The sequence below is a fragment of the Campylobacter sp. MG1 genome (genome assembly GCF_026616895.1).
Taxonomy (GTDB): Bacteria; Campylobacterota; Campylobacteria; order Campylobacterales; family Campylobacteraceae; genus Campylobacter_E.
The window spans coordinates 221389-243643 of record NZ_JANYME010000001.1 but is presented as its reverse complement, the minus strand read 5'-3'; the positions used below and the strand labels follow the sequence as shown (position 1 = coordinate 243643).

The window sequence follows — 22255 nt, the reverse complement described above, 5'->3', positions numbered from 1 at the left end:
AATTAATCAAAATTATATGAATTTTCTACGCTTATATTTCTTTCTAAACCTAAATATTTATTAATGGTTGCAATATTAACTTTAGGTTTTAAATCACTATTATAAATTTCAATTTGATTAAAATTACCAGTTTTTTTATCTAAAATCCTTGAATAGATTTTAATATTATCAACTAGGCCTGATTTTTGAACTTCTTTAATATTATTTGCTAGATTATCAACTACTATATCGTGATGAGCTTTATCTGTAAATCTAGCTTCAGCTGGATTTGTTTCTAACATTTTTTCATATCTTTCAAGACAAGATTTCCAACTAATATCTTTATGGCAAGTTTGAATTAATACATTTGTGTTATAACCATTATCTTTAAATAATTGTAGTGTTTTAATTGGTGTAGTAGCGGTTCTAAAAGTTCCTTCAATTACTACATTTAATTTATTTTTGATAGCTTTATCTAAAATCATTTCAGTAATCATTCCTGCAAATGTAGCAGTGTGTTTAGGTGAATCTTTACCATAAGTAGCTTGTAAATTAGCATAATCTGGATGATATTTTCTATAATCATCTCCATTTATTACGATAACATTGCTATTAAGCTCTTGTTCAATAAGCTTGATTAGTTTTGATTTACCAGCACCTGGCTGACCACCTAAAACAAATGCTTTAGGATTATTAACGGGTATAATATAATCTTTTTTTAAATCTGACCATATTATATTAAAAATATTCTCATCAATTTTCATATTTTTGCCTTAAATTTTTTATTTTTTCTTTGGTGCTTTCGTAATCTATATCTTCTTCATCAGTAGAGTATAACCATTGTTTTATTTCGTGCATTTTATTTAAATCATCTTGAGCTTCTTTTGTATCTCTATTTTTAATTAAATATCCAAAACTTGCATATTCTAATAAAACATCTTTTTCCATAATTGTTGCCATTTTTTCTCCTTATATTAAATTATGTTATTATATATAATTTATATAAATATTATATAAAAATAATATTAAAATGTTATTATTTTTATAAGTTTTTTTATATTATTTTCATATTGTTTTACAATACCAAAATATCTACTATCATAACTTCTTATATGTTCTCCTAAAACAATAAATTCATTATCTTTTAAAATAGTTTTTAGTTGATTAAAGTGTAGTGGTTGATTAAAGGTATCGTATTTAAATATTTTTGTGTTTGCTTGTAAAATATTATTGGCTCTGTTAAAATATAAGATTGCTTTTTAACTTTTTTCGCTATAATATCAATAACAAGAATTAATAATAAAGGTAGTAAAATGGCAACTTCAAGTACAGAGCTTGAAATAGTAAAACAGCTTTTTAATACTCTTAGTGATGATGATAAAAAATCCTTTCTAAAATCTATCAAAAACAAAGAAAAACCAGAGAAAAAAATTACATTTACCAAAGAGATTAAAGAGTGTCCGTATTGTAAATCCACTCATTTTAAAAAGAATGGCACAAGAAATAATGGTAAGCAGAGTTTTTTTTGTCTTGATTGCAAAAAATCTTTTGTAGCTTCAAACAACACTATATTATATGGCGTTAAAAAGGACTTATCAGTATGGAAAAAATACATCCATTGTATGATAGAAAAATATTCACTAAGAAAAACTGCTGAAATTTGTGGTATTTCATTACCCACTGCTTTTGTTTGGCGACACAAAATCCTAGATGCCTTACAAGAAATGCAAAACAAAGTTAAACTTAATGGTATCGTTGAAGCCGATGAAACATTTTTACCTATCTCTTATAAAGGTCATCACAAGGATTTTAATTTTCCACGCTTAGCAAAGAAAAGAGGCACAAGTGCAACTTTGCGTGGATTATCTAAAGAGCAGGTTTGTATATCTTGTGCTATAAATCATAATGGATTGTCTATTTCTAAAGTATCAAATTTAGGCAAACCAAAATTAGTAAATTTATTAAATGTATTAGCTAATAAAATAGCTAAAAATAGTATTTTTGTAACAGATAGTTTTAGAGCCTATTTAAAAGTAGCGTCCGATTTAGATTTAAACCATATAAGAATACCACGCAATAAATATACTTGTGGGAGTTTTAATATTCAAACTATTAATAATTATCATAGCAAACTAAAAGCTATGATAGTTTATAATTTTAAAGGTGTATCAACTAAATACCTAAATAACTATCTTGTGTATCATAATTTTGTAAATTTTGCAAAAGAAAATAGAAAAGATAAAGAACGAATTTTACTAAAACACATACTAAATAACAATTGTATAAGTAAAAACATAAATATAGCAAATAGACTTGCTGTACCATTGTTAGTGGCGTAAATGCATAAAAAACAAAAAAAAGGATAATAAAATGAGTTATAAAACAGAGGACGAAGTAAGAGACGAGGCAAGAAAAATTTTAAAATTTGATGATGATGAAAAAGGTGTCAAGCAAGGGGTGGGACAAATAACAAGCTTTAAACAATTAGGCTTTAAAGTTGGAACAAAAGATAAGCCTGACGGCTGGTATCTACCAAACAACAAAGTCAAGGTTGCCATCGTGTTAAGCACAAAAAGTGAAAAAGAGGACATTGATAAAGATGATTGGATAAAAGATATAGAAAAATATACAAATACTATCCTTTCCCAATATAAAAAAGTAGTTGGAATTTTGTATAATGGTATTAAAACTAGGGTATTTTTAAATGGTGTGGAAAGAACTGATATAATAAACGACCTGCAACCAAAAACATTTTATATAAAGCTTTTTGATATAGACAAAATTGATAAAAATTTAATATATAAACTCACTAAACGCATAAATGATTTACTTCATTTTAAATTTGGTGTTAAAAACTTATACCATAGAATGATTTTTACTGCTTGTGCTTTAGTAGCACAAAGATATGACGGAGCTCTTTTAGGTGTAAAAGGTTTAGGATATGCACCATTTCATACATTAATTCATAGCACTTTAAGTAAATCATTGCAAGAAGATAGAAAAATAAATCAAAAACTTGATTTGTTGTTAGAAGTTTTTAGTGAAGTAAAAATGAACTTTACAGAAAACCAAGAAGCTATAGATGACTTTATAGATTGTGTTTGTGAAATTAGCGAGTGTGTTAATTCTGATTTTTGGCAAGGTGAAGATGTTATGGGTATATTTTTTAACGAGTTTAATCGTTATAAGAAAAAGAGTGATAACGGACAAGTTTTTACACCAGACCATATAACAAGCTTTATGTATCGTCTTATAGATATAAATAAAGATGATTATGTATTTGACGGAGCGTGTGGTAGTGGTGCATTTTTGGTAAAGGCAATGAGTAAGCAAATTAAACAAGCAGGTGGCGTAAATTCTGCTGAAGCTGAAATAATTAAAAAATATCACTTGTATGGATTTGAGAACGATAGAGAAATAATTGCACTAGCTTATGCAAATATGATGATACATAAAGATGGAAAAACAAATTTGTTTCATATAGATACAAGGAGCGACGAAGCAAAAGAGTTAATAAAAGAAAAATTAGGGGGGGGGAGAATGCCGTTAAAGTTTTAATGAATCCACCATTTGAGCGTAAATATGGTTGTATGCAAATTGTCAGCAATGTCCTTGATTGTGTTCCAAAAAATTCAAAATGTGCCTTTATTTTACCCGATAAAAAACTTGATAAAGATAATGGTAAAAAACTATTAAAAAAACATAGATTAGAAAAAATTATAAAACTTCCAGAAAATACATTTAAAGAGGGTGTAACTACAAGTATTTTTGTATTTACAAGTGGTGTAGCTCAAAATAATAGAGAAATTTTTGCTTGTTATATTGAAGATGACGGATTAGAAACCGTTAAAAATCAAGGTCGTCACGATACTAAAAATCGTTGGCAAGAAATAGAAAATAAATGGATAGATATAATTCGCAAACAAAACGGAGATGATACTATTCAGTGGATTAAACCTAACGAATGTTTGAGTTATCAAATGCCACAAAAACCTTTTGAGATAAAAGAGAGTGATTTTAAAAAAACTATGCTTGATTATTTAATGTTTCAAAACAACATAGATACAAAAGAATTTAAAGATGAATTATATGAGAAGATTATATACAAAAGTGATATTTTAAAGTCTAAAAACAATGAAATAATAATCAGACTACAAGGCAATGGCGATGAAAATTGATACAAGTGGTTGGAAAAGGTTTTCTATAGCCGATATATTTGAAACAAAAAAACTTGGCAAAAAAGTTCAAATTCCAACAGGTGCAAGTGTGAGTGAAAAAGATTTAAAAAGCGGTAATATCCCTCGTATTAGTGCTTCAAATTTCAATAATGGTATTATAGGCTATTTTACTTCATCTCATAAAAATTACAGAGTATATGAAAACTTTATTAGTGTGTCGTTTTTAGGAACTGTTTTTTATCAAGAAAGCAAAGCTTCTCTTGATATGAAAGTCCATTGCTTAAAACCAAAAGACCACGAACTAAATACATACACTGCAACTTTTTTAGTTTCAGTTTTAAGAAGTGAAATAGGAAAAATCTTATATGATGACCAAATTTCATCAACTTCAATCCTAAAATTATCCTTTATGTTACCTGCTAAAAAATATGGCGATTTTTATGAACCTGATTATAAATATATGCAAGATTTTATGCAAAAAATTGAAAAAAAAGTCAATGATAGTTTTTTAAATTTACAAGTAGAACCAAAAGAAATAGAAAATATTGATTTAGCGAGTTGGAAAGAATTTAGTATAGATGAATTAGGTTTTATAAAATATCACGGTAAAAGATTAAAAAAAGCAGATAGGATAGACGGAGATACACCTTTTCTTACAGCAGGTAAGGAAAATCAAGGAGTTGCAACTTATGTAGATAGTAGCAAATTAGATACTTATCTTAACGCCATAACTATTGATATGTTCGGAAACTGCTTTTATCACAGAGGTAAATATGCGGGGGACGATAATATATATTTTTTGGTTAATCATAAGCTATCGGAAAATTGTAAAATTTTTATAGCTTGTTGTATAAATAATTTTTGCAAAGAAAAGTATGATTTTAGTAATCAATTTAGACAATCTGATTTAGATAGTCTTGCAGTTCTTTTACCTAGTAAGATACAAAACGACAATGTATATGAACCTGATTATGAATATATGCAAAGTTTCATAAAGAATATTTATAAATGTTCAAAAATAGAACTTAATATCTTAAAATTTTAAAGTGTCAATTATGACACTTTTCAACTTGTAATGATATTATTTATAGGACTAAATAAGATTATAGATAATTTTATTTGTGTAGAATTAGCAATCTTATATTTTAACAGAGCCATATTATTAATATAAACGCCATTAGAATTAATCTCAATCAAATCTCCTTTAGCAGCTGCAATTTTTTTTATAAGATATTCATTTGTAGTAGGAATTTTTAACATAACTAAGTCTTCTTTAACTAATGGCCCATCTATTTTTTTATATAAGCCTAAGGGCATTGACTTTGTTGTATTAATAACTAAACCAAAAGAAAAAAATAAAGGAGTAACTATTAAAACAAATGTAGCTAAGCTAAGTATTAGATATTTAATTATTTTCGTTATTGATTTACAAATATTTTTCATTTTTTAAATTATTTATATAAATTATATATATTTTTTATATAAAAATAATATAATTTATATATTAATATCCTATTCCTTGCGATTGCTCTTTTTCAAGGTTTTGTTTAAAACTTTTTAAATTAACTTTAATAAGGGTTTCAAGTTTTCTATAATCACAATCCATAGCCTTTATACTTGCATCTATCATTTTGTCTTTATCAATTAATCTTAGGTCTAATTTATAACCTGCGTTTTGAGTTAATTGATTTATAAATATTCTTTGGGTTCTTCCATTACCTTCTCTAAATGGGTGTAAGGCATTTAAATCTCCCATAAATTCAGCTAAATTTTTTGCTAATTCATCAATGCTTTTGCAATTTTTAAAATAGTTTTGTTTTTCTAAATTAGAAAAAATACGATTTGCTTCATTTGGTATAAATTGCCCATTACAAAACACACTATTTCCTTTGCACATAGGTGTTAATAAATTAAGTTCAAATCTATCCTTACCAGCCCAATGAAACACATCTTGAAAAATATGTTTATGAATTGCTTTTAAATGCTTATAATCAAAATTTCCTTTTAATGGTTTTAAATAAATTTCTCTTTCTCTTGATGTAGTGTATTTTCTAGATATTTTATCAAACTCTTTAAAATCTTCTATGCCTAATTTGTTTTTAGTTACCAATTCTTCAAAATATGTTTCAATGTCTTTCATAATCAACATAACCTTTTTCTTTGTATTCAGCTATAATTTCATCAGCACTTAAGCCATAGACAGTTTGTTTTACCATCATAATAATATCTAGTTCATCAGCATATGAATTTTCTATTGCGTGGTTTCCTATAATGCCTTTTATATCTTCATAATCTTCTTTACTTACATCATTTTTATATCTTTTTAAAATTTCTAAACTTTCTTTTAATGAATTTGACTCTTGATAATTTTTCATTTTTTCTCCTTTTTAAATTTAAATAATTATATCAAAATAAACTTAAAATAATATAAATTATATATATAAAATATATAATTTATATATAATTATAATATAATTTTAATTTGTTCAAATACTTTATCTCTAAATATTTTCAGTCTTTGTTTTGACATAAGAGAAAAACTTTTATCTTTTAAACTTTCATCAAAAGTTAGATTTTTTGAAGTTAGTTCTAGTAGGTCCTTTCCGTAAGTATCTTTGCTAAATTGTTTTAAATATATTAATGCGTTTATTTTTTCTTTTATGGCGTTATATTCTTGGGTATTTTCAAAATTATTTAAAGAGCCGTGATATTCATTACACCAAACAATAAAATTGCAATCAAAATTATTTATTAACTGAACTAAGCCTAAAATCGTATCATCTTGAGCTTGTCCGCCAACTATTGGAACGTGAAAATATATTTCTATTTTTTCATTTTTTAATAAAGATATAATTTCATTTTCTTTTAGATAATCAATTAATGGGATAAATGTAGTAGCACCTGAATCTATAATATAGTTTTTCTTTTCTTTAGAATATGCTAGTTCAATTATCTTATCAAATTCTCTTACATTAAATTTACCATCATCATCTATTAGTTTTAAAAAATTTGCATTTAATGCTTTTATATTACATAATGTAGTATTATTTGGGTCAGTATCTATTGCTAATATACTTTCTTTATTATACAAAAAATATTGGCATAATAAAGAGCTTATAAAACTTTTACCTATACCACCTTTTCCATTTAAAATAAAATGAATTTTAGTCATTTTTTAATTTTCTCCTTTTTAACTTTTCGCATAGTTAGTAAAAACTAGAGCTATGCGTGTTTTATATGCTGTTTAATTGTTCTGAATATTCAACCTTTGACCTATCGCTAAATACAGGGTCTTTAAAATACAGCATTTGCTTCCCATAAATCGCAGGTTTTCCTGAAATGAAAATTAACATATCTCCTGCTTCAATTATTAGCCCATTTTTATCTTTTTTAGCCGATGGAATTCTCATACACTCATCAGGAGTTATGAGTGGTCTTTGTACTTCTTGTATTGTTTCGCTTACATTATCTAAAACTGCTTGAAGTTTTTTGCCGCTGCTAGTGATTGAACGTTTAACGATAGTAGTAGTCCCTGACATTTCTGAAAGTAGTTTTGCTGTGTGTATATTATTAGGTGCAAATGCAATTCTAACGTGGCAATTTGAAGTTATACTTTCTTTATCTGTGTATAAATTATATAATTGTTGAAGGTCTTGTATAATTCCATAAAACTTAATTCCATATCCTGCCCAATAAGCCAAACCTTCTTCTAAAGTTGCAATTTTACCTACGCTAGTAAGCTCATCTCCCATAAACAATAATCTGTGTTTATATGTTTTTTCTTCGCCTAATTTTACATCAGTTAAGGTCCTAAAAATTTGATTAATAATTAAATTAAATAGCGGCTTTAATCTATCTTTATCTGAAGGTGGAATAATTAAATATAGACTTACTGGTTTATCGCTATTCATAAGCTCATTTATTTTAAAATCGCTTTTAGCTGTATTTTTTGCCAAAATAGGGTCTATATATAAATTTAAGCTTTCACTTGTAGTTCCTATAACTCCTGATAATTCTTGACTTGCTTTATTTTTCATAGCTCTTGCTATACTTTGTATTATTTCATTTGTATCATCTCTTGCAATATCACATTCAAGCATTTCTTCAAGTATTTCATCTATGCTCATTTTAGGGTCGTTTAAGAATTTATAAATATCTGTAAGATTAGGGATATTTTCGTTTTTATTTTTTGCAATATGTAAAGAATAAAGTATTAAAGCAACTAAAAAATTTTTTGCTTCACTTTTAAAATAACCTGTTGAATTACTTGTTTTTTCATCTGGAGTATCTCCTTTATAAATTATATTAATAGCTATGTTTTGAGTATCTTTTATTTCAAAAAAATATATTTTGCTAAAATAAATTACTAGCGCTAACAAAAATGGCGTGGTAGTTTAAGGTATTGTGGTATTTATCATTAAAGATTTTTAAATCATTTTTGCCTAAAAATACCCCGCTAAAGGCATTTACTCCACTAAGTTTTAAATGCCTAAAAAGTTCAATACTTGAGCTAAAATTAAGCTCATAATCTTTCTCAAAAATCTTTATATTTTGATAATGTGGCTTTAAAATTTGCTCTATATCGCTAATGCTTAAATACTTAAGCCCCACACCAAAATGCTCTTTAATCTGCCAAAGATTATTCACTCCAAAAGTGCTAAAAATTAAATTTGATTTTTTATCTGAGATGATATTTAAATTCGTAATTATTTTTTTCAAATCAAGCCATTGAAAACACGCATTTGAAGTAATTAAATCAAATTTGATATTATTAAATTTATTTATTTTAAAATCATTCAAATCTTGTTTAATAAATGTAAATCTTTTATCGTAATCATTGCTAAAATCATTTATATCAACACAATAAAAATTATTGAATTTGATTTTACTAGCTATCATTTTGCTAAATTCGCCTCTATTAGAACCTAATTCTAATATGTTATTGTAATGTTGATTAATCTCGCTTAATAAAATTTTTCTCATATCAATTTGTACAATAGCGTTACTATAATATGTATTTTTTGCTTTAAAAAACGAATTAGCTACATCATACATATTTCTTCCCATGAATTAAAATTATTAAAACAAAAATGTGGTTTATCCATAAAAATAATATTATTAAAACAATTAATTAATGCTTTTTGTGGGAAAATTGCATCTTCGTTTGATGAATACGCTAAATCATAATTTTGCCAAATAATAGGCATTTTTGAAATTTCTAAAATATTTAAAAGCTCGTTTTTTAATGTATTTTCACTTGCAAAATAATCTTTTAAATTATTTGCTCCAGCTTTTTTTAAAAAATCATCTAAGTTAAAATTTAATGCACTTAATTTAAAAATTCTTTCATTAATTCCAAATTCTTTATGTATACCATAACTAGTCCCGTTTATTGCTATTTTTTGTATAATATTAAAATTAGAAAAATCACATTTAGAAGCTACCATAGCACCCATTGAATAAGACAATAGTATAATATTTTGATAATTTTTACATTCATTTAAAAAATCAAGGTTAAATTTAGAATAATCATAAATAATTATTACATTATTATTACTTTTTAATGTTGCATAAGCCTTAGGTAAAAAACCAAATCCACCAAAGAATAATATTAAATTTTGTGAATTATTTTTATATAAAAATTCATATCTCATTTAAGGCCTTTATTAAATTATCTATATCATTATAATCCATACTAGCATTTAATGATAGTCTTAATCCAGTATCTTTTAGAGCAACGGTAGGGGTTTTTATACTAGGTACATAAAATCCTTTTTGAAGTAAATTTTGTGAAATTTCATCACATTTATCATTGTCTCCTATGATTATCATTTTTATATAACTAATTCCTATCACATTGTATTTTTTTAAATTTTCATTAAAATATAAACTTAAATTTTTTAAATGCCTTCTTTTTTCATCAAATTTATCCAAATTTTTAAATACATAATGCGAAAAAGCTACATTAATAGGGGCTAGGGCAGTTGAATAAATTAATCCACGAGCTTTATTGATAAAAAAATCTTTTGAAATCTCATTACATAAAATTACAGCACCAACACTGGCTATGCTTTTTCCAAAAGTTAAGACTATAAAATCAATATCATTTGAGAAATTTTTACAAAGTCCTAATCCTTTTTCTCCTAAAGAACCTATACTATGAGCTTCATCAATATACAGCATAACATTTTTAAATTCTTTTTTTAGTTTTATTAAACCATCTATATTGGCAAAATCAGCATCCATACTAAACATTGCTTCACTTAAGATTACAATTTTTTCATAATCTTTATGATATTTTATGAGCAAATTTTTTAAATCATTTAAATCATTATGTTTATAACGTTTAAAATTTGCATTTTTTATCCCATCAATTATGCTTGCGTGCACTTTTTTATCAGCTATGAATAATATATTCTTAAGAGTTGCTAAAGCACTAAGACAACTATAATTTAAGGTATATCCACTATTAAATAAAAGTGCTTTTTTTTGATAAATTTTTTCTAAATATTCTTCAAATACAAAAAATTCATCATATCCACCACTAAGACTTCTTGAAGAACTTGAGCTAAGAGCTAAATTTTTATGTGTGTTTAAAAATTCGTTTTGTAAAATTCCATCACTAGCAATTCCTAAATAATCGTTACTTGCAAAATTTAGTAGTTTTTGATTATTAAAAATTACAAATTTATTTTCATGTTTAAATCTTTTTAGGCTTCTAAAATTATTTTTATTTTTTAATTCATTTAAAGTTTCTTGCATATTATTCCTTAGCATAGTATTTAAATTTATCATTAAATACTATATTTAACAATATTTTACTTTATAAAAATAAAGGAGTTTTAAATGCAAAGTGATGAATTAATTAAACTTGACTTAGCACATATTTGGCACCCTTGCACTCAAATGAAAGAGCACGAGTTTGTCCCATTAATACCGATAAAGAGAGCAAAAGGAATGAAATTATATGATTTTGATGATAATTGTTATCTTGATTGCGTGTCTTCTTGGTGGGTTAATCTTTTTGGACATAGTAATGATTATATAAATGGTAAAATTAAAGAACAATTAGAACAATTAGAACATGTAATTTTAGCTGGTTTTTCACATGAAAGTATAATTAAGTTATCATCAAGGTTGATAAATTTATTACCTAAACCTTTAAATAAATGTTTTTACGCTGATAATGGTTCAAGTGCTGTTGAGGTGGCACTTAAGATGAGTTTTCATAAAAATTTATTACAAGGAAAATTAAAACCAAATTTTTTATCTTTATCTAATTCTTATCATGGAGAAACTATAGCAGCACTTAGTGTTAGCGATGTAGATTTATATAAAAAAACTTACAAGGAATTGCTTATTAATTGTATAAAAACCCCAGTTCCTATTAATGATGATTTTGCTAAAGAATTAAATACTTTAAATGAAATTTTAGAAAAAAATTCAAAAAATATAAGTGCTTTTATAATTGAACCATTAATTCAATGCGCTGGAAATATGCATATGTATTCTAAAGATTATATTAAAAAAGCTTGTGAATTAGCAAAATCTTATGATATTGATATTATTTTTGATGAAATTGCAGTTGGGTTTGGAAGAAGTGGTACTATGTTTGCATTAGAGCAATGCGGTGTAATTCCTGATTTTTTATGCCTTAGCAAAGGTTTAACTGGTGGATATTTACCACTTAGTGTTGTAATTACTAATGATGATGTTTATAATGAATTTTATGCACCATATGAAACATATAAAGCATTTTTACACTCTCATAGCTACACAGGGAATGCACTTGCTTGTGCAGCTGCAAATGCAACGCTTGACATATTTAAAAATGATAATGTGATTAATAAAAATAAAGAAAAATCAGCTTATATTCTTAAAAATTGGTTGATGCTAAATGAATTTAAAAATGTAAAAAATATAAGAAATCAAGGAATGGTTTTTGCATTTGATATTTTACATCAAAATCCTAGATTTGGTAAAGAAGTGTTTTTAAAAGGTCTTAAAAAAGGCTTATTACTTCGCCCATTAGCAAATACTATTTATTTAATGCCACCATACATTATAAGCTATGATGAAATTGATTATATATGTTCTAGTATAAGAGAAATTTTGCTTGAATTAGGACTTAAGTGAGTAAGCTAAATTTAGACAATTTTCAAGGCTAGGGTAGTTTGGTGTAATTGAGTTTATATTATTTTTTTTGAGTTCATTTTGAGTGCTTTTTCCTATAGATATGATATTTGTAGGAATAAATTTAAAATGATATAAAAAATCTCTTACACCAGAAGGTGCTAAAAATATTAAAATATCATCATTTTTTAATTTCTTATTAAATGGTATAAAATTATTATCAAGTGGTGTTTTTAGCCTTATATTTTCATATGCTATTACACTTGTTAAATCTATATTATTTTTTATTAAAAAATCGTCTAAGTCGCTAATTATTTCTTTGGCTCTAAAATAAATACATTTTTCATATTTTAATAATTGTAATATTTCATTTTTAAAATCTTTTGCATGGGCAGTTTTTCCAGTATAAAATGCTTCTAAATTTATTTTTTTTAAATATTCAGCAGTTTTTTCTCCAATGCAAAATATTTTTTTATTTTTTAAATTTAAATTATTTTGAATACAAGATTTTATTGCATTTTTACTAGTAAATATAATGTTTGAAAAATCATCTAAATTAATAAAAAAATCTTTAAATATAATCTCATTAACGAAAATACTTTGTATATTTGTTTTTTCTTTTAAACCTACAACATAAATTTCACTCAAAGAATAATTCCTTTTCTAATTCGCATAAAAGCAAAGCACATTCTAAGGCACATTGCTCTTGCATATAAATTCTATCACCTTTTAAATTTAGAGTTTTACAAAGTTGTTTTCCATCATCTTTTATAGCACAAATATAAACTGTTCCACTCTTAGTCCCCAAATCATCCGAACCTAAAACTCCTGTGCAGCTTATGGCGTAGTTTGATTTTGTAAGGCTTAAAACCCCACTTGCCATTGATACAGCACATTCATTAGAATAAACCATACCATTGTCTAAATTTTCATCTTTTACATTTAGCCATGCTTTTTTATATTCATTTGAATATGTTATCAAACTTCCTTTATATACACTACTTATTCCATCAATTTTTGTAAAATTACTTGCTAATAATCCACCAGTACAACTTTCAGCAAAGCTTATAGTTTGATTTTGTAAATTTAAAACTTGTCCTATATATTGATATAAATTGTTTGTAAAAATTACTTTTTTATTAAACAATGATCTAATTGATGCTAAAAAACCGACCTCATCAGAATATTCACTAGTATTGACTTTTACATATAATAAATTACTTAATAGTGGATATATACTTAATTCTATATTGTATGGTTTAACACTTGTAGTTAATAATATTTCCACATTACTCATTTCATCGTGTATTAAAAAATCATAATTTGTTTTATTATTATGTAAAATTTCTGGAAATTCAAAAATATTAGTTTTTATTATATTTATTGATACATTGTTTAATTCAAGTAAAACACTATCTTTTTGATATTTTATATATTTTTCAACTATAAATTCATCATTTATTAATATTAGTTCACATTCTTTTAAGGTAGCTAGAATTTTATTGATTGTTGAAAACGAGTATTCATCTGTAATTATTGTTATTAAACCATATTTATTATAGTTTATATCTAGTAATGTATTTAGTTTAGAATCATTATTATTTAATTTTATTATTGTATCAGGTGTTAAATTTTTAGATGATAATTTTCTATTGACCCAAGAACAAAAATATTCATTAAAACTCAAATCTTTTGTAAAATATATTAATAAATGTTTCATTTCTTATCCTTTTATTTAAAAAAGTATAGCAAAATAAGTGCATTTTAACAATCAAAAAATATTAAAGGCACATTTATGGATTATAAAGATACATTATTATTACCCAATACTACTTTTGAGATGAGAGCAAATCTTTATGAAAACGAGAAAAAAAGTTTTGAAAAATTTTCATCATTTGCATACGCACAATTAAGAGATAAAAAAGCACCTAAATTTATCCTACACGATGGCCCTCCTTATGCTAACGGGCATTTACACATAGGTCATGCTTTAAATAAAATCTTAAAAGATATGATTAATAAAACTAGATATTTTCTAGCTAATAATTCAATTTCATATACTCCTGGTTGGGATTGCCATGGTTTGCCTATTGAACAACAAGTTGAAATCAAATTAAAAGATAAAAATCCAAGTATAAAAGAAATTCACGACGCTTGCACTGAACACGCAAAAGAATTCATAGGTATTCAAATGAAAGAATTTAAAGACTTAGGAATAATTGGAGATTTTGACAAGCCTTATTTGACTATGGATTTTAAATTTGAAGCAAATATTTATAAAACTCTTTTAGAAGTAGCTAAAAATGGTTTATTAATTCAAAGAAGTAAGCCAGTTTATTGGAGTTGGGCTGCTAAAAGTGCTTTAGCTGAAGCAGAAGTTGAATATGAAGATAAAGAAGATTATTCAATTTTCGTAGCATTCAAACTAAACGATGATGCAAAAGCAAAACTTAAATCTTTAGGAGCAAATGATAGTATTTTAAACAACGCAAGAGCTGTTATTTGGACTACTACTCCTTGGACTTTACCAGCAAATAAAGCAATCGCATTAAATAAAGATGAGCTATATGTTTTAGGAGAAAATGGTCTTATCGTAGCTAAAAAAAGATTAGAAGATTTAGCAGAATTTAATATTAAACCTGTGCTTGAGTTTAAAGGAGATTTTTTAGAAAATACAAACGCATTAAATCCTTTAAACAATAATCTATCTCAATTCATAACAGGAGAGCATGTTTTAATGGATGGCGGTAGTGGTTTAGTTCATACTGCACCAGGACACGGAGAATATGATTATTATGCTTGTTTAAGATACAATATTGAAGTAGAAATGCCTGTAGGAGATGATGGTTGTTATGATGAAAATATCAAAAGATTAGTGCCAAATAAACCTGAATTATTAGGAATGCATGTATTTAAAGCAAATGAAGTAATTATTGAATTATTGGGCGAAAGTCTTTTAAAATGCTCTAAATTTATACACTCATATCCATTTTGCTGGAGAACTCATAAACCAATAATTTATAGAGCTACTAAACAATTTTTCATAGCTATGGATAAAGAATTTTACAATGGTATGACTTTAAGAGAATTAGCTCAAAAATCACTTGATGAAGTAAGTTTTTATCCAAAAGCAGGAAGAAATAGAATAGGAACTATGATTAGTAATAGACCTGATTGGTGTATTTCAAGACAACGCTCTTGGGGTGTGCCTTTAGCATTCTTTAATGATAAATCAGGGAATTTGATTATGGATTTTGAACTTTACGAACACCTTGCAAGCATATTTGAAAAAGAAGGCGTAAGAGTATGGTGGCAAAAAGATATTAAAGATTTATTACCAGCTAATTCAAAATATAAAGCAGATGAATTAGAAAAAGTTACTGATATTTTAGATGTTTGGTTTGATAGTGGCTCTACATTTAACGCTGTTTTAGCTAGTGGAAATTACGATATCAAAACAACTCAAGCTGATATGTATTTAGAAGGAAGCGACCAACATCGTGGGTGGTTTCAAAGCTCATTGTTATTAAGCGTTATTTTAAACAAACAAGCACCTTATAAAGCAGTTTTAACTCACGGATTTACCGTTGATGAAAAAGGTAGAAAAATGAGTAAAAGTCTAGGCAATGTAATAGCGCCAGAACAAATTGCAAAAAATTATGGCTTAGAAATCTTTAGACTTTATATAACATTATGTGATTATTCAACTGATGTTAAATTAGGTGAAAGTATATTAAAGCAAACTAGCGAGCAATATAGAAAAATAAGAAATACAATAAGATTTTTATTAGCAAATACTAGCGATTTAAAAGCTTATAATTATAATTTCAGTGATTTAGACAAAATGATTTTAAATAAAGCTAATAATGTGTTTGAACTTTACAAAAAATCATTCTTAGAATATGATTTCGCTAAAGGTATGAATGCACTTTGCACATTTTTAAGTGCTGATTTAAGCGGTGTTTATCTTGATATTTGTAAGGATAGCTTGTATTGTGATGCTAAAGAAGATAGCAAAAGAACAGCGTCAATTACTGCAATGGCTTTAATACTTAAAAAATTATTAGTTTTACTAGCACCTGTATTAACTCATACTACAAATGAAGCTTGTGAACACGCAAACAAATTTATATTAGGCGATATTAAGAGTATTTTTGATTTAGAAGATTTTGATTTTGCTAGTAAAATCACACCTAGCAAAAACGATTATGAATATTTATTAAAAACTCGTGTTAAATTCTACGAGCAAATTGATATATTGAAAAAAGATAAAATAATCAAAAGCACATTAGAGCTAAATCTAGCTACTAATGATGAAGTGATATTAAATTATGAAGAAGCAGCTGATTTTTATTCATTAAGTAAAATTGAAGCTTTAAATAATAACGAAGCTTTGGCAAGTTTTGAAATTGATAATAAAACATACAAAATCATAAAATCAAATCTATGCAAATGCCCTAGATGTTGGAAATACTTAAGCCTAAGCGAAGAAAGCTTATGTCCTAGATGCGAAAGGGTGTTAAAATGAGCGAACCTGTTAGCTTAGAGCTAATAGTCGGCACTATTATAGTATTAGCTATAATTAGTGCTATTGGAGTAATTTTAGTAAATAAAGGAAAGAAATGATAACTTTAGAACAAGCATTAAAATTAAGTGATAATGAATTAATAGAATTAAAAAAAGAACTAAATAAATTAGCATTAGAAAACAAACATTTAGGAGCTTATGTAGAGCAATTAATCAATACTCCTTTAGATGATATTGATTATCTAGGAGTGCCTGTAGCTATTAAAGATAATATTCAAGTTAAGGGCTGGAGCATTACAAATGGTTCAAAAATAATGCAAGGATATTATGCACCTTATGATGCAAGTGTGATTAGCAATATGAAAAAACACAAATTCGCACCATTTGGAAGATGTAATATGGATGAGTTTGCTATGGGTAATACTACAAAAACAAGCTTTTATGGAAAGACCCTAAATCCTTTAAATAATGCTTTAGTCCCAGGTGGAAGTAGTGGTGGTAGTGCTGCTGCGGTAGGTGCAAAAATAGCTCTTGCTGCATTAGGAAGCGATACAGGTGGAAGTGTTCGCCAGCCTGCTGCATTTTGTGGTTGTGTAGGTTTTAAGCCAAGTTATGGAAGAGTTAGCAGATATGGACTTGCTAGTTATTCAAGTAGTTTAGACCAAATAGGAGTATTAACTCAAAATGTAAAAGACGCTAGTATTTTATACGATGCGATTGCAGGTCATTGTGAGTTTGATAGCACTAGTGCTGATATTCAATTTGTGCCTACATTTGATAAATTAGACGCTAATAAAAAATACAAAATCGCAATTATTAAAAATTATATAGATTCATGCTCTGATGAAATAAAAACACAAACTTATAAAGCTATAGATAAATTAAAAGCTTGTGGTCATACCATAAGTGAAGTTAGCCTTGCTGATAGTAAATACGATGTAGCTGCTTATTATATAATAGCTTGTGCTGAAGCAAGTGCTAATTTAAGCCGTTACGATGGGATTAGATATGGCAATAGAGCTAAGGAATTTAAAGATTTAAACGAGTTATATGTAAATACTAGAAGCGAAGGTTTTGGGCTTGAAGTTCAAAAGAGAATTTTATTAGGAACATTCGTGCTTTCAAGTGGTTATATTGACGCATATTATAAAAAAGCTCAATTAGTAAGAGAAATTATCACTAGAAAATACAATGAAATTTTAAGCGATAATGATTTAATACTAATGCCTGTTGCACCAAGTCTTCCAAAATCATTTGATGCGAAGACTAGTTCTGTTGAAAGCTATTTAGAAGATATTTTCACTATTTCAGTTAATCTTGCAAAGCTTGCAGGTATTAGCGTGCCTGTTGCTAAAACTGAAGATAATTTAAATGTGAGCGTTCAATTAGTAGCAAAAAGATTTGATGAACAAAACTTATTAAATGCAGCATTAAGCTTGGAAAACGCTGTTAAATAATTTTATAATAATTTAGGTGTGTATTACCCTTTATAAGAGTTTGTAATTGTTATGTTATAATTGCTCTAAGCCTACATTTAAGATTTTTTGTAAAACTTGTGAAAAAGAATTTAAATTACTTGAATGTAAAAGAAGAATTTTAGATGATGGTTTAGAAGTAATTAGCTTTTATAAATATTCTAAAATTAAAAAATTATTAAATCACAAGCATTTTATTAGTGGATATTTTATATTAAATAAACTCGCATCTTATTCTTATAAAAGATTTCATTTTGATAATGAATTAGCTTATGCTATAGGCTTAGATGATGATTGCTCTAGTGGGTATTCTCATACGGCAATACTTATTAAAAATATGAAATCAAAAAATATTATTCCATTATATAACGCAATTAAAGCAAAAAATAAGATTATTTATAAAGGTAAAAGCCTTTCATTTAGAAAGAAAAATAAAAGAAAATATGAATTGCAAAAGACCTTGGAATTACCTGTAATTTTAGTAGATGATATTATCACTTCAGGTGAGTCTTTAAAACAAGCGAATTTAGTGCTTAAAAAAGCTAAAATTAAGGTTCTTTTTGCGGTCGTATTAGCCGATGCGAAAGTTTAGTTTGCTAGTATAAAAAAATCTTTACTTAAAGGAAAACAATGAATTTATTTGATAATAGTGAAATTACTGTTGTAGATATTGAAGATAGTATAAAAACAAGCTATCTTGATTATTCTATGTCAGTAATTATAGGCCGTGCCTTACCTGATGCAAGAGATGGATTAAAGCCGGTTCATAGAAGAATTCTTTATGCAATGAATGATTTAGGAGTAGGTTCAAAAAGTGCTTATAAAAAATCAGCTCGTATAGTGGGTGATGTAATCGGTAAATACCATCCGCACGGAGATACTGCTGTTTATGATGCTTTAGTAAGAATGGCACAAAGCTTTTCAATGAGATACCCAAGTATTGATGGTCAAGGAAACTTTGGTTCAGTTGATGGAGATGGTGCTGCAGCTATGCGTTATACTGAAGCTAGAATGACAATTTTGGCTGAAGAATTGTTAAAAGATTTAGATAAAGACACGGTTGATTTTGTTCCAAACTATGATGATAGTATGAGTGAGCCTGATGTTTTACCTTCAAGAGTACCTAATTTATTGTTAAACGGCTCAAGTGGTATTGCTGTTGGTATGGCAACTAATATTCCACCACATAGTTTAGATGAATTAGTAGATGGACTTTTATATTTACTTGAGAATAAAAACGCTAGTTTAGAAGAAATAATGCAGTTTATAAAAGGTCCTGATTTTCCAACTGGTGGGATAATTTTTGGTAAAAAAGGTATTATAGAAGCTTATAAAACAGGTCGTGGTAGAATTAAAGTAAGAGCAAAAACTCATATAGAACAAAAAGGAAATAAAGAGCTAATAGTAATTGATGAGTTACCTTATCAAGTAAATAAAGCAAGACTTCACGAACAAATTGCAGAGCTTGTAAAAGAAAAGCAAATAGAAGGTATAAGCGAGACAAGAGATGAGAGTGATAGAGATGGAATTCGCCTTGTAATTGAGCTTAAGCGTGATGCTATGAGTGAAATTGTGCTAAATAATTTATTTAAAAGCACCACAATGGAGACAACATTTGGTGTGATAATGTTGGCAATTCACAATAAAGAACCTAAGGTATTTTCTTTAATAGAGCTATTAGATTTATTTTTAAATCATAGAAAAACCGTAATTATTAGAAGAACTATTTTTGAACTTGAAAAAGCAAAAGCAAGAGCACATATTTTAGAAGGTCTTAAAATTGCACTAGATAATATAGATGAAGTAATTGCATTAATTAAATCAAGTGCAGATACTGCAAGTGCAAGAGATGCTTTAGTAGAAAAATTTAGCTTAACTGAATTACAAGCTAATGCTATTTTAGAAATGAGACTTAGCCGTCTTACAGGACTTGAAAGAGATAAATTAGAAGATGAGTTAAGAGAGCTTTTAGCAAAAATTGAAGAACTAAATGCAATCTTAAAAAGCGAAGAAAAAATAGAAGAAATAATTCACGATGAATTATTAGAAATTAAAAATAAATTTAAAGTTCCAAGAATTACTGAAATAGTAGATGATTATGATGAAATTGATGTAGAAGATTTAATACCAAATGAGCCAATGGTAATTACAATTACTCATCGTGGATATATCAAAAGAGTTCCTACAAAATCATATGAAAAACAAAAGCGTGGTGGTAAAGGTAAAGTTGCAGTTACTACTTATGATGATGATTTTATAGAGAGTTTCTTCACTGCAAATTCTCACGATACGCTAATGTTTGTTACTAATAAAGGACAACTATATTGGTTAAAAGTTTATAAAATTCCTGAAGGTAGTAGAACTGCTAAAGGAAAAGCTGTTGTAAATCTAATCAATCTTTTACCAGATGAAAAAATTATGGCAATAATTCCAACAACTGATTTTGCTAAGACAAAATCACTTGCATTCTTTACTAAAAATGGTCTTATTAAACGCACGAATTTAAGTGAATATAGCAATATCCGTTCAGTTGGTGTAAGAGCTATTAATCTTGATGAAAATGATGAATTAGTAAGTGTTTTAATAGCACAAAATGATGATAGTGAAAATATTGATTTGGTTGATGAAAATAGTGAAATTATTGAAGATGATAATATTCAAATTGTTGAAGAAGAAAATTCTTTAGATGAAAACCAAGAAAACCAAGAAGAGCAAGTTAGTGGAACTATGATTTTTGTAGCTACTAAAAAGGGTATGTGTATTAAATTCCCACTTACAAAAGTTCGTCAAATTGGTCGTGTAGCTCGTGGAGTAACTGCTATTCGCTTTAAAGAAGAGCAAGATTATGTAATAGGTGCAGTAGTTATTGAAAGTAATGAGCAAGAAATTTTAAGTGTTAGCCAAAAAGGTATCGCAAAAAGAACTGATGCAGGAGAATATCGCTTACAAAGTCGTGGTGGTAAGGGCGTAATTTGTATGAAACTTACTCAAAAGACAAAAGATTTAGTAGGCATTGTAATTGTTGATGATACTATGGATTTAATGGCGCTTACAAGTAGTGGCAAGATGATTAGAACTGATATGCAAAGCATTAGAAAAGCTGGTAGAAATACAAGTGGAGTAATCGTTGTAAATGTTGGTAGTGATGAGGTAGTAAGCATTGCAAAATGTCCTAAGGAAGAAATAGAAGAAGAAAATTTAGAAGAAGAGAATGGCTTATTTGATGATAATTGATATTGTTATTTTAGCTTTCTCTTTAGCAATTGACGCATTTTTTGTAGCATTAAGTATTTGCTTAGTGCTACAAAAACAATCTTTAAAAAAGTTATTAGTTTTTAGTGCATTATCTGCTTGTTTTCAAGTTTTAATGCCTATTTTGGGATATTATGTAACTTATTTATTAAATGTAAGGTATATGAAGTTAATTCAAGCAATTGACCATTATGTGATTTTTGCAATTTTTGTATTTTTAGCATATAAATTATTTAAGGAATTCTTAGATAATGAAAATGAGAATATTAATATAAGTTATGGTTCATTATTTTTGCTTAGCATAGCGACTAGTATTGATGCGCTAGGTGCAGGACTTATGATATTTTCTTTGGAATATAATTTATTTATTTCTTCTTTATTAATAGCTTTAATTACATCTTTTATGTGCTTTTCTAGTTTGTTTATAAGTAACATGAAAGTTAATAAAAAAATTTTACAACCAATAGGAAGCTTGCTACTTTTATTTTTGGCGTTTAAAATTGTAATAACACATGTAATCGATCAAATTTAATTTTGAAAAATAATTTAATAATGATAAATTAGAAACAATCATAAAAAATATAATCAATAAAAAATAATTAATCTAATTTAAATTCCTTAAAGGATTTAAATTAGAATACAAGATTATATTAAAAATATGAGGTGTTAAATACTTTCTTTTATTAAAGAATTAATAAAAAAATCTTTATT

At 26.8% G+C, this 22255-nt stretch carries 21 protein-coding genes and 1 pseudogene; 10 read left to right on the top strand and 12 right to left on the bottom strand.

All coding sequences use genetic code 11. The annotated features are described in order from the left end of the window. Positions 1–2 precede the first annotated feature (2 nt). Both NY022_RS01100 and NY022_RS01095 read right to left on the bottom strand, forming a co-directional pair. Positions 3–743 (bottom strand): zeta toxin family protein, encoded by a 741-nt coding sequence (locus NY022_RS01100; RefSeq protein WP_267523181.1) that lies wholly within the window; start codon positions 741–743, stop codon positions 3–5. Next, positions 733–939 carry a hypothetical protein gene (locus tag NY022_RS01095; protein ID WP_267523180.1) on the bottom strand — a complete coding sequence of 69 codons (207 nt, stop codon included), beginning with the start codon at positions 937–939 and terminating at the stop codon, positions 733–735. Before NY022_RS01095 ends, NY022_RS01100 begins: the two co-directional genes overlap by 11 nt. A 353-nt stretch (positions 940–1292) precedes the next feature. Between NY022_RS01095 and NY022_RS01090 the strand changes: the two genes are divergently transcribed. The 4 genes from NY022_RS01090 to NY022_RS01075 are packed head-to-tail and all read left to right on the top strand — an operon-like array spanning position 1293 to position 5202. After that, positions 1293–2318 carry an IS1595 family transposase gene (locus NY022_RS01090; protein ID WP_267523179.1) on the top strand — a complete coding sequence of 342 codons (1026 nt, stop codon included), beginning with the start codon at positions 1293–1295 and terminating at the stop codon, positions 2316–2318. Between the two features lie 31 nt (positions 2319–2349). Then, on the top strand, positions 2350–3537 hold the full coding sequence (locus NY022_RS01085; RefSeq protein WP_267523178.1) for an HsdM family class I SAM-dependent methyltransferase: 1188 nt from the start codon (positions 2350–2352) through the stop codon (positions 3535–3537). Next, entirely contained in the window at positions 3537–4157 is a 621-nt protein-coding gene (locus NY022_RS01080; protein WP_267523177.1) for a hypothetical protein, read from the top strand. The genes NY022_RS01085 and NY022_RS01080 overlap by 1 nt, the downstream gene beginning before the upstream one ends. Next, on the top strand, positions 4147–5202 hold the full coding sequence (locus NY022_RS01075; RefSeq protein ID WP_267523176.1) for a restriction endonuclease subunit S: 1056 nt from the start codon (positions 4147–4149) through the stop codon (positions 5200–5202). The genes NY022_RS01080 and NY022_RS01075 overlap by 11 nt, the downstream gene beginning before the upstream one ends. A gap of 20 nt (positions 5203–5222) precedes the next feature. Here the strand turns inward: NY022_RS01075 and NY022_RS01070 are convergent, their stop codons facing one another. From NY022_RS01070 to NY022_RS01035, 8 genes and pseudogenes are all read right to left on the bottom strand, one after another. Then, positions 5223–5600, bottom strand: a complete 378-nt coding sequence (locus tag NY022_RS01070; protein ID WP_267523175.1) for a S26 family signal peptidase — start codon at positions 5598–5600, stop codon at positions 5223–5225. Positions 5601–5661: 61 nt separating this feature from the next. Further along, the gene (locus tag NY022_RS01065; protein WP_267523174.1) at positions 5662–6297 is read right to left on the bottom strand and encodes a Fic/DOC family protein; all 636 of its coding nucleotides are present in this window, start codon (positions 6295–6297) and stop codon (positions 5662–5664) included. Then, a complete protein-coding gene (locus NY022_RS01060; RefSeq protein ID WP_267523173.1) occupies positions 6284–6532 on the bottom strand; it encodes a hypothetical protein in 249 nt (82 codons plus the stop codon). Before NY022_RS01060 ends, NY022_RS01065 begins: the two co-directional genes overlap by 14 nt. An 89-nt stretch (positions 6533–6621) precedes the next feature. After that, on the bottom strand, positions 6622–7329 hold the full coding sequence (locus NY022_RS01055; RefSeq protein WP_267523172.1) for a conjugal transfer protein TraL: 708 nt from the start codon (positions 7327–7329) through the stop codon (positions 6622–6624). 61 nt (positions 7330–7390) lie between these two features. After that, positions 7391–8494: pseudogene (locus NY022_RS01050) on the bottom strand (type IV secretory system conjugative DNA transfer family protein); the annotation flags it as partial. Positions 8495–8510: 16 nt separating this feature from the next. Then, positions 8511–9212, bottom strand: a complete 702-nt coding sequence (locus tag NY022_RS01045; protein WP_267523170.1) for an SAM-dependent methyltransferase — start codon at positions 9210–9212, stop codon at positions 8511–8513. Then, positions 9200–9811: a pimeloyl-ACP methyl esterase BioG family protein gene (locus tag NY022_RS01040; protein ID WP_267523169.1), complete on the bottom strand. Its 612-nt coding sequence runs from the start codon at positions 9809–9811 to the stop codon at positions 9200–9202. The genes NY022_RS01045 and NY022_RS01040 overlap by 13 nt, the downstream gene beginning before the upstream one ends. Further along, positions 9801–10919: an aminotransferase class I/II-fold pyridoxal phosphate-dependent enzyme gene (locus tag NY022_RS01035; RefSeq protein ID WP_267523168.1), complete on the bottom strand. Its 1119-nt coding sequence runs from the start codon at positions 10917–10919 to the stop codon at positions 9801–9803. Before NY022_RS01035 ends, NY022_RS01040 begins: the two co-directional genes overlap by 11 nt. 84 nt (positions 10920–11003) lie before the next feature. Between NY022_RS01035 and NY022_RS01030 the strand changes: the two genes are divergently transcribed. Continuing rightward, on the top strand, positions 11004–12293 hold the full coding sequence (locus tag NY022_RS01030) for an adenosylmethionine--8-amino-7-oxononanoate transaminase (protein WP_267523167.1): 1290 nt from the start codon (positions 11004–11006) through the stop codon (positions 12291–12293). Here NY022_RS01030 and NY022_RS01025 read toward each other — a convergent pair. After that, entirely contained in the window at positions 12279–12938 is a 660-nt protein-coding gene (locus NY022_RS01025) for a uroporphyrinogen-III synthase (protein ID WP_267523166.1), read from the bottom strand. The genes NY022_RS01030 and NY022_RS01025 overlap by 15 nt on opposite strands. After that, positions 12931–14010, bottom strand: coding sequence for a CinA family protein (locus NY022_RS01020; protein ID WP_267523165.1), 1080 nt, complete (start codon positions 14008–14010; stop codon positions 12931–12933). Before NY022_RS01020 ends, NY022_RS01025 begins: the two co-directional genes overlap by 8 nt. A 75-nt stretch (positions 14011–14085) precedes the next feature. On the opposite strand from NY022_RS01020, the gene ileS reads away from it, so the two are divergent. From ileS to NY022_RS00995, 5 genes are all read left to right on the top strand, one after another. Beyond that, positions 14086–16818, top strand: a complete 2733-nt coding sequence (ileS, locus tag NY022_RS01015; RefSeq protein WP_267523164.1) for an isoleucine--tRNA ligase — start codon at positions 14086–14088, stop codon at positions 16816–16818. 94 nt (positions 16819–16912) lie between these two features. Next, entirely contained in the window at positions 16913–18274 is a 1362-nt protein-coding gene (gene gatA / locus NY022_RS01010; RefSeq protein ID WP_267523163.1) for an Asp-tRNA(Asn)/Glu-tRNA(Gln) amidotransferase subunit GatA, read from the top strand. A gap of 46 nt (positions 18275–18320) precedes the next feature. Further along, a complete protein-coding gene (locus tag NY022_RS01005) occupies positions 18321–18884 on the top strand; it encodes a ComF family protein (RefSeq protein WP_267523162.1) in 564 nt (187 codons plus the stop codon). Between the two features lie 38 nt (positions 18885–18922). Continuing rightward, positions 18923–21526 carry a DNA gyrase subunit A gene (gyrA, locus tag NY022_RS01000; RefSeq protein ID WP_267523161.1) on the top strand — a complete coding sequence of 868 codons (2604 nt, stop codon included), beginning with the start codon at positions 18923–18925 and terminating at the stop codon, positions 21524–21526. Next, positions 21504–22076 (top strand): manganese efflux pump MntP family protein, encoded by a 573-nt coding sequence (locus NY022_RS00995; protein WP_267523160.1) that lies wholly within the window; start codon positions 21504–21506, stop codon positions 22074–22076. Before gyrA ends, NY022_RS00995 begins: the two co-directional genes overlap by 23 nt. The last annotated feature ends 179 nt before the right edge of the window (positions 22077–22255 follow it).

Coding starts and splice junctions, on each gene's coding strand:
- NY022_RS01100 (WP_267523181.1), bottom strand. CDS start 743: ATGAAAATTGATGAGAATATTTTTAATATAATATGGTCAGATTTAAAA.
- NY022_RS01095 (WP_267523180.1), bottom strand. CDS start 939: ATGGCAACAATTATGGAAAAAGATGTTTTATTAGAATATGCAAGTTTT.
- NY022_RS01090 (WP_267523179.1), top strand. CDS start 1,293: ATGGCAACTTCAAGTACAGAGCTTGAAATAGTAAAACAGCTTTTTAAT.
- NY022_RS01085 (WP_267523178.1), top strand. CDS start 2,350: ATGAGTTATAAAACAGAGGACGAAGTAAGAGACGAGGCAAGAAAAATT.
- NY022_RS01080 (WP_267523177.1), top strand. CDS start 3,537: ATGAATCCACCATTTGAGCGTAAATATGGTTGTATGCAAATTGTCAGC.
- NY022_RS01075 (WP_267523176.1), top strand. CDS start 4,147: ATGAAAATTGATACAAGTGGTTGGAAAAGGTTTTCTATAGCCGATATA.
- NY022_RS01070 (WP_267523175.1), bottom strand. CDS start 5,600: ATGAAAAATATTTGTAAATCAATAACGAAAATAATTAAATATCTAATA.
- NY022_RS01065 (WP_267523174.1), bottom strand. CDS start 6,297: ATGAAAGACATTGAAACATATTTTGAAGAATTGGTAACTAAAAACAAA.
- NY022_RS01060 (WP_267523173.1), bottom strand. CDS start 6,532: ATGAAAAATTATCAAGAGTCAAATTCATTAAAAGAAAGTTTAGAAATT.
- NY022_RS01055 (WP_267523172.1), bottom strand. CDS start 7,329: ATGACTAAAATTCATTTTATTTTAAATGGAAAAGGTGGTATAGGTAAA.
- NY022_RS01045 (WP_267523170.1), bottom strand. CDS start 9,212: ATGTATGATGTAGCTAATTCGTTTTTTAAAGCAAAAAATACATATTAT.
- NY022_RS01040 (WP_267523169.1), bottom strand. CDS start 9,811: ATGAGATATGAATTTTTATATAAAAATAATTCACAAAATTTAATATTA.
- NY022_RS01035 (WP_267523168.1), bottom strand. CDS start 10,919: ATGCAAGAAACTTTAAATGAATTAAAAAATAAAAATAATTTTAGAAGC.
- NY022_RS01030 (WP_267523167.1), top strand. CDS start 11,004: ATGCAAAGTGATGAATTAATTAAACTTGACTTAGCACATATTTGGCAC.
- NY022_RS01020 (WP_267523165.1), bottom strand. CDS start 14,010: ATGAAACATTTATTAATATATTTTACAAAAGATTTGAGTTTTAATGAA.
- ileS (WP_267523164.1), top strand. CDS start 14,086: ATGGATTATAAAGATACATTATTATTACCCAATACTACTTTTGAGATG.
- gatA (WP_267523163.1), top strand. CDS start 16,913: ATGATAACTTTAGAACAAGCATTAAAATTAAGTGATAATGAATTAATA.
- gyrA (WP_267523161.1), top strand. CDS start 18,923: ATGAATTTATTTGATAATAGTGAAATTACTGTTGTAGATATTGAAGAT.
- NY022_RS00995 (WP_267523160.1), top strand. CDS start 21,504: ATGGCTTATTTGATGATAATTGATATTGTTATTTTAGCTTTCTCTTTA.